13 protein-coding genes are annotated in these 12250 nt (G+C 33.5%); 7 read left to right on the forward strand and 6 right to left on the reverse strand.

Annotated features, from left to right (window positions below; translation table 11 throughout):
* Positions 1–159: 159 nt before the first annotated feature.
* The 3 genes from AL499_RS10060 to AL499_RS10070 all read left to right on the forward strand — a co-directional run bounded on the left by AL499_RS10060 (position 160) and on the right by AL499_RS10070 (position 2960).
* Positions 160–744, forward strand: coding sequence for a hypothetical protein (locus AL499_RS10060; RefSeq protein WP_002492285.1), 585 nt, complete (start codon positions 160–162; stop codon positions 742–744).
* Positions 745–1029: 285 nt separating this feature from the next.
* Positions 1030–2325 carry a Na+/H+ antiporter NhaC family protein gene (locus AL499_RS10065; RefSeq protein ID WP_002460143.1) on the forward strand — a complete coding sequence of 432 codons (1296 nt, stop codon included), beginning with the start codon at positions 1030–1032 and terminating at the stop codon, positions 2323–2325.
* 125 nt (positions 2326–2450) lie between these two features.
* Entirely contained in the window at positions 2451–2960 is a 510-nt protein-coding gene (locus AL499_RS10070; RefSeq protein ID WP_002492215.1) for an SRPBCC family protein, read from the forward strand.
* A gap of 37 nt (positions 2961–2997) precedes the next feature.
* On the opposite strand, the gene AL499_RS10075 is transcribed toward AL499_RS10070, so the two are convergent.
* Positions 2998–3759 (reverse strand): MurR/RpiR family transcriptional regulator, encoded by a 762-nt coding sequence (locus AL499_RS10075; RefSeq protein ID WP_002460141.1) that lies wholly within the window; start codon positions 3757–3759, stop codon positions 2998–3000.
* A 185-nt stretch (positions 3760–3944) separates the two neighbouring features.
* On the opposite strand from AL499_RS10075, the gene AL499_RS10080 reads away from it, so the two are divergent.
* The gene (locus AL499_RS10080; RefSeq protein WP_002492272.1) at positions 3945–5540 is read left to right on the forward strand and encodes an alpha-glucoside-specific PTS transporter subunit IIBC; all 1596 of its coding nucleotides are present in this window, start codon (positions 3945–3947) and stop codon (positions 5538–5540) included.
* Positions 5541–5741: 201 nt separating this feature from the next.
* Here AL499_RS10080 and AL499_RS10085 read toward each other — a convergent pair whose 3' ends face one another.
* The gene (locus tag AL499_RS10085; RefSeq protein ID WP_002492239.1) at positions 5742–6272 is read right to left on the reverse strand and encodes a hypothetical protein; all 531 of its coding nucleotides are present in this window, start codon (positions 6270–6272) and stop codon (positions 5742–5744) included.
* A 380-nt stretch (positions 6273–6652) separates the two neighbouring features.
* On the opposite strand from AL499_RS10085, the gene AL499_RS10090 reads away from it, so the two are divergent.
* Together AL499_RS10090 and AL499_RS12410 are read left to right on the forward strand one after the other, a co-directional pair.
* Positions 6653–7300 carry an HAD-IA family hydrolase gene (locus AL499_RS10090; RefSeq protein WP_002460137.1) on the forward strand — a complete coding sequence of 216 codons (648 nt, stop codon included), beginning with the start codon at positions 6653–6655 and terminating at the stop codon, positions 7298–7300.
* A gap of 3 nt (positions 7301–7303) precedes the next feature.
* Complete coding sequence (locus AL499_RS12410; protein WP_002460136.1) at positions 7304–7495, forward strand: hypothetical protein; 192 nt, start codon at positions 7304–7306, stop codon at positions 7493–7495.
* A 153-nt stretch (positions 7496–7648) separates the two neighbouring features.
* On the opposite strand, the gene AL499_RS10095 is transcribed toward AL499_RS12410, so the two are convergent.
* Positions 7649–7837 (reverse strand): hypothetical protein, encoded by a 189-nt coding sequence (locus AL499_RS10095; protein ID WP_002460135.1) that lies wholly within the window; start codon positions 7835–7837, stop codon positions 7649–7651.
* Entirely contained in the window at positions 7834–8190 is a 357-nt protein-coding gene (locus AL499_RS10100) for a hypothetical protein (protein ID WP_002492293.1), read from the reverse strand. Before AL499_RS10100 ends, AL499_RS10095 begins: the two co-directional genes overlap by 4 nt.
* 274 nt (positions 8191–8464) lie before the next feature.
* Here AL499_RS10100 and AL499_RS10105 point away from each other — a divergent pair, with 274 nt between their 5' ends.
* The gene (locus AL499_RS10105; protein WP_002492250.1) at positions 8465–9844 is read left to right on the forward strand and encodes an amino acid permease; all 1380 of its coding nucleotides are present in this window, start codon (positions 8465–8467) and stop codon (positions 9842–9844) included.
* Between the two features lie 140 nt (positions 9845–9984).
* On the opposite strand, the gene AL499_RS10110 is transcribed toward AL499_RS10105, so the two are convergent.
* On the reverse strand, positions 9985–10857 hold the full coding sequence (locus AL499_RS10110; protein ID WP_002492222.1) for a MurR/RpiR family transcriptional regulator: 873 nt from the start codon (positions 10855–10857) through the stop codon (positions 9985–9987).
* Positions 10858–10860: 3 nt separating this feature from the next.
* A complete protein-coding gene (locus AL499_RS10115; RefSeq protein ID WP_002492282.1) occupies positions 10861–12249 on the reverse strand; it encodes a PTS transporter subunit EIIC in 1389 nt (462 codons plus the stop codon).
* Position 12250 lies beyond the last annotated feature (1 nt).

The following is a 12250-nucleotide window of genomic DNA, read 5'->3' on the forward strand; positions in this document are numbered from 1 at the left end:
TTCTAAGATAGAAAATGAAAACAGCTTAGTAAGCTCCTTTCAAAGTAAACATGGAGGAAATGTAGACTTTGGAAGGAGTTATTTATGTTGATTGCAATTAGAAATATATTTAGCTATATGCTATTAATAAAGCTATAAATGTATTCAAAGGATGAGTAGATGTCAGCAGAAAATTTAATTAGAGGACTTGCATTCACCTATTTTATGATTGGTTGTGCGATGATGTATATACTTGAATTGGATAGAAAGATGTTAGTATTCTTTGCGGTACCAGCAATACTTACAGTGGTTTTTGCGCAATTATTTGAAGTGAATAAACATATTAATCAAGACCAGATATGGTTAACACCATTTTGGGATAGAGTCATGGCTGTAGTGTCTATAATATGTTATGGTCTGGCGTTTGTGCTAGTGTTTATTGGACCATATCCAAACGTTGCTTTTCAATTAATCTCAATTGTTATTACGATAGCAATTTCACTTTTCTTAGATTCAAAACTTGGTTTGAATCGTAACATATTAAGTCAGGATAGCCAGAAACACAAAAAGCATGTACCTAAAGCACAATATTTAAAAATACGATATTTGGTTATTACAGTAATGGTAGTAAGTGTTGTAACGATTTTAATTTCAGGGTTCTATCGTTGGACCGTAATATTAGGATTAGCATTCACCATGTTATTTATTGGCGTTATTGTGTTTATTATTTTTAATGACCATTATGAACATGAAGATTTCATATGATTTTGATATTTATATTGACGACGAGGTATTTCTCTAGTACGGTAAATGATACCTAAGTATATAATATAGAAGTTTGACAGAAGTTATGTTGTGTTTCTTTAATTGAAATGATATAAGTGGTACAACTGCGGGGGCGGGTACAAGCTAAATTTGGCTTGAATTTTCCGCCCCCATAAAGATGACGAAGAAGAAAAAATATTTGCTCAATACCGCTAAATGTCATAGATATATGAATAATATCTATGAAATGACGATGTGTTTTTATATGGGAAAGGAAGGTAAGTAATGACTAAAGAGAAACAAAATGGTCATGCGTGGGCACTGTTGCCACTATTATTATTTGTTTTATTATTTTTAGGTGTGGGGATTATTTCTGGAGATTTCACTACCATGCCGCTTAATGTAGCTATAACTGTAACCGTCGTTGTGGCACTGCTAATGAACCGTAAAGAACGGTTTGCAAAAAAAATTGAAGTATTTACTAAGAGTGCCGGACATTCTAATATTATTTTGATGATGCTTATTTTTATTTTGGCAGGTGCTTTTTCGACAACCACTGAAAAAATGGGCGGTGTTGCATCGACCGTCAATTTAGGTTTATCACTTATTCCGCAAAACTTAATTATTGTGGGCTTGTTCGTGATTTGTATGTTCGTGTCTATTTCAATGGGGACGTCAGTTGGCACAGTGGCAGCGATAGCTCCAGTAGGATACGGATTTGCGCAAGCTACAGATGTGCCAACCGCGCTTGCAATGGCTACTGTTGTTGGTGGTGCTATGTTTGGTGATAATCTATCAATGATTTCAGACACAACTATTGCTGCAGTGCGTACCCAGAAAACACATATGAAAGATAAATTTAAAGTTAATTTTAAAATTGTATTACCTGGTGCATTGCTAACGATTGTAATTTTATTCTTATTAACACATGGTGTAGCGATAGATTCAACAAAAAATTACGATTATCATTTAGTAAAAGTTATCCCTTATGTATTGGTACTAGTGCTCGCATTGATAGGTGTTAACGTTATTATTGTCTTAATTGGCGGGACTGCATTATCAGGTATCATTGGTTTAATAGATGGTTCGTTTGGATGGAAAGGCTTGCTTAAAGCGATATCAGAAGGGATTATAGGCATGGAAGATATTGCGATGATTGCGCTTTTAATCGGTGGTCTAGTAGGTTTAATTGAACATAATGGCGGCATAAGTTGGCTGCTAAATTTTGTTCGTTCTAAAGTGAAATCTAAACGCGGTGCACAATTTGGTATAGCGAGTTTAGTTAGTGTTGCTGATATCGCAACTGCTAACAACACAATTTCTATTATTATGTCAGGTCCACTTGCAAAAAGTATTGCTGATGAATACGATGTTGATCCTAGAAAGTCGGCGAGTATATTAGATATATTTGGCAGCTGTTTTCAAGGATTATTACCTTATAGTCCACAAGTGATATCGGCAGCTGGAGTAGCTGGGATTTCACCATTTTTACTTGTACCATACAGTATTTATCCAATATTATTAGGTGTGTGTGGCTTAGCGTCCATTATCTTTTTATATCCAAAACTAAAAGCAAAATAGTGCTTGGAGATATGAAAGTATTAAAATCTACTTTGGTAAATTAATATATTTGTGATACAACTATTTTGGTGTGAGTTAAAAATACGTTAAAATAGAATTGAGTATGAAAGTAGGTGTATGGAAAAGTGGCTAAATATAATGTAGAAGATGAGTATGTTCAAATTCATATTGAACGATTATTAAAATATTCGCCTTCCTTAGTTTATCAAGCATGGACAACAGCGTCTTTACTTAAACAATGGTTTATGACGTCTCAGCGTACCAATCAAACATTTGATGTCGACGTAGCAGAAAATGGGAAATATCGAATTGTTGATAAACGCAATGGCAAAGCAAATGTTATAGAAGGAACTTTTGAAGTATTGATAGAGAACCAATATATTAAAATGACTATTGGAATGCCAGGGCTTAGTGATGCTGAAGATATGATTGAAGTTGAATTTGTTGAACGAGAAACAGGCGGTACACAACTCTTGTTTAACTATCAATCTTTAGTGGCACGTGAACGACGCTTAACTAATCTCGAATATAAGCAGAAGAAAAAAGAATATCATGACTCAACGGTTCATGGCTTTGAACTCATGTTTGATAAAATGAATCAAGTGCTTGCGGACTATATTGAAGCATCATCTTAATAAAATAAGCGGAGTGTCAATGAAACTGACACTTCGCTTATTTTAGTTCATGTGCTTCTTTACGCTCGTTGTATTTACGTAGTAATGTTTCAAAAAATATGTGATAACTTATAAAACTAGAATAATCTGTACCATCATATAAATAGAAGGTGTTACTTGATACATAAACATTGTAATTGGCTTTCTGTGCTAACGTATTATCTTTTAATGTAGTGACTGAGATAAAGTATTTTTGGCGTAATTGCAGTAAGTTTGTGATTTCAGGTAGCTGTGTGGTTTCTCCCGATAATGAAATAATAAAGAATAAATCATTATCTTCAGAGCGATTTAACACCATTTTTAGTTCATGTACATCGTGTAAGACGATAATACTATGATGCATAGTTAATAAGATACGCTGTGCTTCTTCAGCAACGTTTTTTTGAGCACGACCAGTACCATACAAGTAAATCGTTGACGCCGCATTTAATTTATCAGTTATAAGATCATAGTCTATACGTTCTAAATAAGAAAATGTATTGTCAATTTCTTGTTTAAACGCATCTATAGAATCACTCGAGTGTTGTTGTTGTATTTCTGTTTCAAATTTCAAAAATGATTTAAAGTCACTATAACCATCAAAACCAAGCTTTCGAGTGAAGCGGTGAATCGTAGCATTTGATGCATGCGTATATTGTGCCAGCTCTTGTATTTTTAAATTTTTACAGTCCTCAATATGTGCGTTGACATAATGGGCAATTTGCAGGTCATTTTCATTTAATTTTGAAAAGTTTTTATTTACTCGTTCGTCTAAAAACATAAATAATCCTCAATTCTTATGAAAAAATTTTCATATAATGAAAACATAATCTGATTATACAAAATACTTTCAAAATAGGTCAACTGCATTGTTTGTATGAAAGCGTTTACTATATATTAAACATATAACCTATTTGAAAACGTTTTAATCGATATTAAGAACATAGTTAAGGGAGGAAGTACAAAATGAACGCAATAAAACGCTTTGGTAGTGCGATGATTGTTCCTGTGCTGATGTTTGCATTTTTTGGGATTGTACTTGGATTTGCTACATTATTTAAAAATCCAACAATTATGGGGAGTTTAGCGGATAGTCATACTTTTTGGTTTAAATTTTGGTCAATAATAGAAGCAGGCGGTTGGGTTATTTTTAACCATATGGAAATCGTCTTTGTAGTAGGCTTACCTTTATCGCTCGCTAAAAAAGCACCGGGCCATGCAGCATTGGCAGCACTAATGGGCTACCTTATGTTCAATACATTTATCAATGCGATTTTAACACAATGCCCCCATACCTTTGGTGCAAATTTAGAAAAAGGCGTTGAAAATGTTACTGGATTAAAAGCTATTGCAGGAATCGAAACGTTAGATACCAATATTCTTGGTGGTATTATTATTTCAGCTATAATCACATGGATACATAATAGATACTATAGTAAACGCTTACCAGAAATGTTAGGTGTGTTCCAAGGGCTAACATTTGTTGTAACTATCTCATTTTTTGTTATGTTGCCTGTCGCTGCAATTACATGTATCGTATGGCCAACTATCCAAAGTGGTATTGAGTCTGTACAACATTTTATTATTGGATCAGGGTACGTAGGTGTATGGTTGTATCATTTTTTAGAGCGGGTGTTAATACCAACAGGATTACATCATTTTATTTATGCACCAATTGAAGTTGGACCAGTCGTGGCTAAAGATGGACTTAAGGCAGAATGGTTCCACCATTTAAATCAATTTGCAGAGAACAGTAAACCACTGAAAGAACAATTTCACTATGGCTTTATGCTTCAAGGTAACGGTAAAGTTTTCGGTTGTGTGGGGATTGCATTAGCTATGTACTTTACAACACCTAAGAAAAACCGTAAGAAAGTAGCTGCTTTACTTATTCCAGCAACATTAACAGCAGTTGTAGCTGGGATTACAGAGCCATTAGAATTTACTTTCTTATTTATCGCACCATATTTATTTGTACTACATGCATTATTAGCAGCAACTATGGATACTTTGATGTATCTATTTGGTGTTGTTGGTAATATGGGCGGTGGTGTATTAGATTTCTTAGCCACAAACTGGATTCCATTAGGACAGAAACACTGGATGACATATGTAGTTCAAGTCGTTATCGGATTAATATTCGTAGGTATCTACTTTGTACTATTTAGATATTTAATTTTAAAATTTGATATTCCTTTACCAGGGCGTAGAGACGAAGAAGACGTTAAATTATTCTCTAAAAAAGATTACAAAGATAAAAAAGGGGATAATACAACAAACAGTAAACAGACAGTAGCTGGTAACGAATACGAAGAAAAAGCAATTTATTATCTGGATGGATTAGGTGGCAAAGAAAATATTAAAGATGTCACTAATTGTACAACGCGATTGCGCTTAACTGTGAATGATCCGGAAAAAGTTGAAGAAAGTGCTTATTTCACACATAATCAAATGGCACACGGTTTAGTTAAAAGCGGTAAAAATGTCCAAGTTGTTGTAGGGATGTCTGTTCCTCAAGTAAGAGAAGCGTTTGAAAATTTAGTAACTATGGATGATAAGTAATATTCAGTTACAAAAGGAACCATTTTTAAAAAGTATGTTGGTGAAATGCTTTAAGGAATAGTGCTAGTTGAAGACCAAGGATGAGACAGTACCATAGAAACGTAAAGCCTTAAAATACGGCGTAAAAAAGCACAAAGATGATTTGAAGTTAAAAATCATCTTTGTGCTTTTTATTTTGAGTAACGAACTGATGGCTTTTGATTATGAAATACGAGATTTATGCATAGCACTTGAACGATAAGATGCTGATAGGACATCAATATTATGTGTTGCGATTGTACGTAATAAGTGTGCGAATGTTTCTGGTGAACAACAAACACTGGCACAATCTGGATTCAAGGTATAATTTATAGCATAATGATTTGAGAATAAGGTCATGATATCAATGACTTTATCTTTAATGAAAGCATCTTGCAAACCATCTATTTTTAAATCAAAACGTTTGGAGGATTGATATAATTTTTCAGAATTAAGAAGTTCGTCTACATGCTTTGGAGGTAAAATTTGATAAATTAAATACTCGTGAAAACTTAAGAAACTAATTACATAAGGTAGTTGTTGTTTAGGTAAGCTAAGCTCTAAGACATAAATACCTTTTTTCTTAGTTATACTGTATTGAATTGATTCACAAAAGTGAATTTGTTTACAAATTTTAATTAGTTGTTTACGCGTTGAACGTGATTTCAAACCTGCGATATTTAAAATGTAGGTTTCAAATTTATCTATCAACATGTGATGTCCTCCTCTAAAATTATATTTTTAAATAATGTAACGAAACTGAACGATATATTATCATATACGCTTATGTGACAGCGTCTTACCAAATTGTGTGAAGATGTGTTGCGTGGATAAGTAAAATAGCTACGTTCTCTTATTCACACTGATTGTATCATTCTTTGAGAATATTATCACTAAGACTTTTGAATGAACTTAAATTTAATTGAATTGTCATATGATTTTTACGTTAACTATACAAAAGTGATGATCTATTTTAAAGATTCAAGTAGCAGTATCATGATAATGATAGACAAACTATTAAATTTTGATTACAAAATAGACGATAAATAGTATGTTAAAATATAAGCATTACAGAGAAAAAGAGGGGAATATTGATGTATAAAGCAGTTGTTTTTGATTTTGATGGAACAATTATTGATACGGAGGAACATTTATTTTCATTAATAAATAAACATTTGACTAGTCACAAATTATCTCCAATATCAAGGTCATTTTATCGTAGCAATGTTGGTGGGAAAGCACAGCCTCTGCATGACTATTTAACAGAAGCTTTAGGCGTTGATGATAAACAAGCAATTTATACAGAACATAATGACACAAGTAAGCATTTAGAAGTAAAAGAAACAATTGCGCAGTTGATGCGCTACTTGAAACAGCATCATATACCTATGGCCATCGCTACGAGTAGCTATCGACAAGATATTATGCCAACAGTGCACCAATTAGGGCTCGATGCTTATGTCGATGTCATAGTCGGTCGAGAAGATGTCGATGATATTAAACCGAATCCAGATCCTTATTTAGTAGCAGTACAGAAACTTAATTATGCACCGGGACATTGTTTAGCTATTGAAGATTCAGTTAATGGTGCGACTGCTGCAGTAACTGCAGGATTAGATGTAATTGTAAATACAAATGAAATGACTAAGCAACAAGATTTTTCAGCTATTTCATACATTGGTAAAGATATGGATTTTGATAGTATTGTCACAGCATGCTTCGAACGAGGAAAGGAGCACTAACACATGAATTGGAATATCCTTCTATTCTTTATAGCAGGGCCCATTATCATTGGCATTATCAATCTTATTATTGCGCCAAAGCTTAACCAACACTTACCTCGACGTAAACATACACGAAGATTCTTTATCAATACTTTCATCTATCTCATCATCGCTATTATCATCTACAAAATAATACTCGAGCCCCAACAATAAGAAACTCCAAATAAAAACATACAATCAAAGGAAGCTTGGGATTCCAGCTTCCTTTGATTAGAAATCTATTAAAACGTGAGTATAAAACGAAAAGGTATAATCTTAAAAAATGAAGCTAGAATTATGTCTTGCTTTCACGTATTATAGTGATGTTTACGACATACTTTTAATAATTAATGTTGTAATTATTAAAAGTAGCAAAATTGCATCAATACCAACCATAAACATAAAGCGTGTTGCACTTTGATTATCTGCTTGTTGTCGTTTCATCGCAATATAATTTGGTATAAGGCTAATAATAAGTAAAATTATAAGAATAATACCAATAATAATGGTGCTCATCGCACTCTACCTCCTCTTTTATTATGTATTAATTCCCAAATGGCTCCCGCAAGAATACCGACGATTAGACCTATGATAAGTCCAATTTTTACCGTGAAAAAGTGCCCTCCTAATAAAATAAAAATAACAAGTGATATCGAGAGTGTCGTACTATATATAACCTTGCGCATTTCAGAATTGAAGATAGCGAATAAGCCTACATAGAGAACAAAGAAAGATAGTATAGCTAAAATCGTTCTTATACTTAAAGCACTAAGTGATGAACGCGTGCCACTAAAATAATTAAGAATAAAAAATAAAACGCCAAATATAATTGAAAATTTTAACCCACGTAAACTAAGTTCTTTAATCATAAATAATCTCCTTTATTATTAATTGAAAGTATAACATAAAACGAAAGAAATACGTGTATGCTTTATATCATAATGAATATAAAAAATAACTATTTTGAAAGGTGAAAAAGCTTAATTTTAGTAAATTTTATAGCTTGCAAAAGCTTGTAAAATCAATGTTGTAACCGATTTCAAAAAACTGTAAAATTTTTGTACCATTTTGTTCAAATTATAGTATAATAACCTACATAAGTTTTTTCAGAAAACTTAGAATAAACAGAGATGGGGTTTGGTTATGAGTAACAATGAATTACACAGATCTCTGAGTGCACGTCAAGTGAGAATGATCGCACTCGGTGGCACGATTGGTGTAGGTTTATTTATGGGAGCTACAAGTACAATTAAGTGGACTGGGCCATCTGTGATTTTCGCTTATTTAATTGCAGGGATTTTTTTGTTCTTAATTATGAGAGCAATGGGAGAAATGATTTATTTAAATCCTACTACAGGATCATTTGCAACCTTTGCAAGTGACTACATTCATCCTGTTGCAGGTTATATGACTGCCTGGAGTAATATATTTCAGTGGATAGTCGTAGGTATGAGTGAAGTGATTGCTGTTGGAGAGTATATGAATTTTTGGTTTCCGAATTTACCACAATGGGTTCCTGGAGTGATTGCAGTAGCCTTATTATTAACTGCAAACTTAGCAACAGTTAAAGCATTTGGAGAATTTGAGTTCTGGTTTGCGTTAATCAAAGTTATAACAATATTATTAATGATTGTTGCCGGATTAGGTTTAATCTTCTTTGGTATTGGTAATGGTGGTCATCCTATTGGTATATCTAATTTATGGTCACATGGTGGTTTTCTACCTCATGGCTGGATGGGCTTCTTCTTTGCCTTATCCATCGTTATTGGTTCATATCAAGGCGTAGAACTTATCGGTATAACAGCTGGAGAAACTAAAAATCCAAAGAAAAATATTAAGAGTGCGATTAATGGTGTTATTTGGCGTATTCTTATCTTCTATATTGGTGCAGTGTTTGTCATTGTGTCAATCTATCCTTGGGATCAATTGGGCGATATTGGTAGTCCATTTGTAGCCACTTTTGCAAAAATCGGTATAACATTTGCAGCAGGATTAATTAACTTTGTAGTATTAACAGCAGCATTATCAGGATGTAATTCAGGTATTTTTAGTGCTAGTCGAATGATTTATACGTTAGCACAAAAAGGTCAAATGCCTAAAGTATTTACTAAAGTAATGAGAAATGGTGTGCCATTGTATGCTGTATTAGCAATTTCTATCGGCATATTAGTAGGAGCATTGTTAAATGTTGTATTACCAGTGTTTATAAAAGGCGCAGATAGTATTTTTGTATATGTTTATAGTGCGTCTATTTTACCTGGTATGATTCCGTGGTTCATGATATTAATTAGTCATTTACGTTTTAGAAAATTACATCCGGAACAATTAGAAGGGCATCAATTCAAAATGCCAGGCGGTTCATTCGCGAATTATATCACTATTGCATTTTTAATTATTGTATTAATTGGTATGTTAATCAATAAAGAAACGGTAGTGTCTGTGCTGATTGGGATTGTCTTTTTAGTGGCTGTTTCAATTTACTATTTTATTCGCGGACATCATAAAGCCGAACGTCAAAATTAAATCATTAATAACTCAAACATTTAAAGTTCGGTAACATAATGAATAGTTAATCTATGATTATGAAAAACAAATTACGATTAAAAAGTGCGGACGGGATTAATGTCAATAATGACTTTAATCTCGTCCGCTTTTATTCGTAATTAATGTCTAAACTCAATATTTGATAGATGCTTGCGATAGTTGTCTAGAGCCATTTTAGATTGCGTGATGAAATCTAGTGAATCTTGATAATTTAATGCAATATATCTGTAGAATAATGTATCAATCGTATACATTTGTGCAAATAATGAGGTTGTAGCACCCATTCTTAATTCGTTTTCATCACTGTTACCATAAACTAAGACAACCTCTGATGCTTGTGCTACTGGATTGTGCTTATGACTTGTTACTGTCATGATAGGAATATGATAATCTTTCATCACTTTGACCAAGGCTTGTAATTCACTTTGATCACCATTGTTTGTGATAAATAAGATGCAATCACTTTGACTATGTGTAGACAATTGTGTCGTTAACATATGCGTTTCTTGTACGACTTGCACGTTTAATCCTATGCGTGAAAATTTTTGATAGATATCGAGTGCACATACGTAAGATGCACCGTAGCCAAAGACATATATGGTCTTTGCGCGCTTAAGTTGTTTACACATTTGATCAATCGCATAAGGTTTAATTGCTTGGGTACTTTTATTAATAGCATTTGCAGCACGTTGATGCAATTTATTTTTAATTTTATCAACACTATCGTTGGCTAAAATTTCGATATTATAGGGTAATGATTGTTTTGGGAAGATTTGTTGAATATTTATTTTGAGTCCTTCAAACCCATCATCATTAAATTGATAACTAAATGCATCAATCTTAGTAACATCAATATTAAGCGTTTTCGAAAGTGATTCCACACTCATGTTAATGATGTCGTACGGATGGTTCAATATAAATTGAGCAATATACTGTTCTGTCGTTGTCATATATTCATATTGATCATCGATCGCGTTTAATATATTTGGCATAATTTAACCACCTAATTGCGTTGAATTTCGCATTGATTTCGTTGTACCAAAGAAATAGGTAAGTATAAAGCCACCAATGTAAGCTGAAATAAGTCCTATAAGGTATCCAAGATACATATGATTTGATATTAGTGGAAGTAATGATAATCCACTAGGTCCAATTGCACGAGCACCAATATGCCCGATACCTCCAATTACGGCACCGCCAATACCTCCCCCTAAGCAAGCGGTAAAGAATGGTCTTCCCAATGGCAAGGTTACTCCATAAATTAATGGTTCTCCTATTCCAAGAAAGCCTGCAGGTAAAGCACCTTTAATGACATTAGCTAATTGTTTATTACGTTTACAGCGCATCCATAAGGCAAGGGCAGCACCAACTTGACCTGCGCCTGCCATTGCGGCGATAGGTAATAAATTAGTAGCACCGGTTTGATTGATGAGTTCGATATGGATAGGTGTGAAGATATGGTGCAAACCTAACATGACTAAAGGCAAGAATGATGCACCAATAATAAAGCCACTAAAGATACCACCAATATCAATTACCCAGTTGACTACAATCACTAAACCTGATGATATAAATCCTGCTAATGGCATGATTACAAATATCGTTAGCAAACCTATTATTAATAGCGTTAAAGTAGGAGTTATAATTATGTCAATGGCATTTGGTACTATTTTATGCAATCTTTTTTCAATTAAACTGAGTAACCAGACAGCAATGATAACACCAATAATACCACCTTGACTAGGTAAAAGTGGCTCCCCAGTAAAAATATTTACAATTGGATTTTTATCACTTATACCTGTTAGTAATGTCGTACCACCGATGACGCCACCTAAACCTGGAGTTGCTCCAAAGACTTTGGCAGCATTTATTCCAGTATAGATAGCTAAATAAAAGAACATACCATCTTTAATGACATTTAAGACAACAACCATTTGTTTTACCCAATCCGCAGTTAAATCACCGGCTTGGATAAAATTATTTAAAACTGCTGCTATACCACCGATTAATCCTGCACCAACAAAGGCTGGTATTAAAGGAATAAAAATATCTGCTATGGTTCTAAGTACTTTATTCCAACGTTTATTAGAATTTTTATGCTGTTTATTTTCAGTTGGCTGCGCAGGTGAGGATGTGGTTTTGTGTTGTTTTTCTATATATTCTGTCACTTTGTCCACTACACCTGGGCCTAACACGATTTGTAAACGGTCATCATCAATGACCCCAAGTACACCTTTAATTGATTTTAATTCAGTGTAATTGACGTGTTGCTTATTATTCAACTTTAGGCGAATACGTGTCATGCAATGAAGAATATCGTTTATATTTTCAATGCCACCGACAGCATGTAATATTTGCTCAGCAAGTTGTTGTTCATTTTTCATA

The organism is Staphylococcus lugdunensis (assembly GCF_001558775.1).
Lineage (GTDB): Bacteria > Bacillota > Bacilli > Staphylococcales > Staphylococcaceae > Staphylococcus > Staphylococcus lugdunensis.

What these genes read in the sequence shown, in the direction of transcription:
- AL499_RS10105 (WP_002492250.1), top strand. Translation starts at nt 8,465, where the DNA reads ATGAGTAACAATGAATTACACAGATCTCTGAGTGCACGTCAAGTGAGA.
- AL499_RS10060 (WP_002492285.1), top strand. Translation starts at nt 160, where the DNA reads ATGTCAGCAGAAAATTTAATTAGAGGACTTGCATTCACCTATTTTATG.
- AL499_RS10110 (WP_002492222.1), bottom strand. Translation starts at nt 10,857, where the DNA reads ATGCCAAATATATTAAACGCGATCGATGATCAATATGAATATATGACA.
- AL499_RS10075 (WP_002460141.1), bottom strand. Translation starts at nt 3,759, where the DNA reads ATGTTTTTAGACGAACGAGTAAATAAAAACTTTTCAAAATTAAATGAA.
- AL499_RS10100 (WP_002492293.1), bottom strand. Translation starts at nt 8,190, where the DNA reads ATGATTAAAGAACTTAGTTTACGTGGGTTAAAATTTTCAATTATATTT.
- AL499_RS12410 (WP_002460136.1), top strand. Translation starts at nt 7,304, where the DNA reads ATGAATTGGAATATCCTTCTATTCTTTATAGCAGGGCCCATTATCATT.
- AL499_RS10090 (WP_002460137.1), top strand. Translation starts at nt 6,653, where the DNA reads ATGTATAAAGCAGTTGTTTTTGATTTTGATGGAACAATTATTGATACG.
- AL499_RS10115 (WP_002492282.1), bottom strand. Translation starts at nt 12,249, where the DNA reads ATGAAAAATGAACAACAACTTGCTGAGCAAATATTACATGCTGTCGGT.
- AL499_RS10095 (WP_002460135.1), bottom strand. Translation starts at nt 7,837, where the DNA reads ATGAGCACCATTATTATTGGTATTATTCTTATAATTTTACTTATTATT.
- AL499_RS10080 (WP_002492272.1), top strand. Translation starts at nt 3,945, where the DNA reads ATGAACGCAATAAAACGCTTTGGTAGTGCGATGATTGTTCCTGTGCTG.
- AL499_RS10085 (WP_002492239.1), bottom strand. Translation starts at nt 6,272, where the DNA reads ATGTTGATAGATAAATTTGAAACCTACATTTTAAATATCGCAGGTTTG.
- AL499_RS10065 (WP_002460143.1), top strand. Translation starts at nt 1,030, where the DNA reads ATGACTAAAGAGAAACAAAATGGTCATGCGTGGGCACTGTTGCCACTA.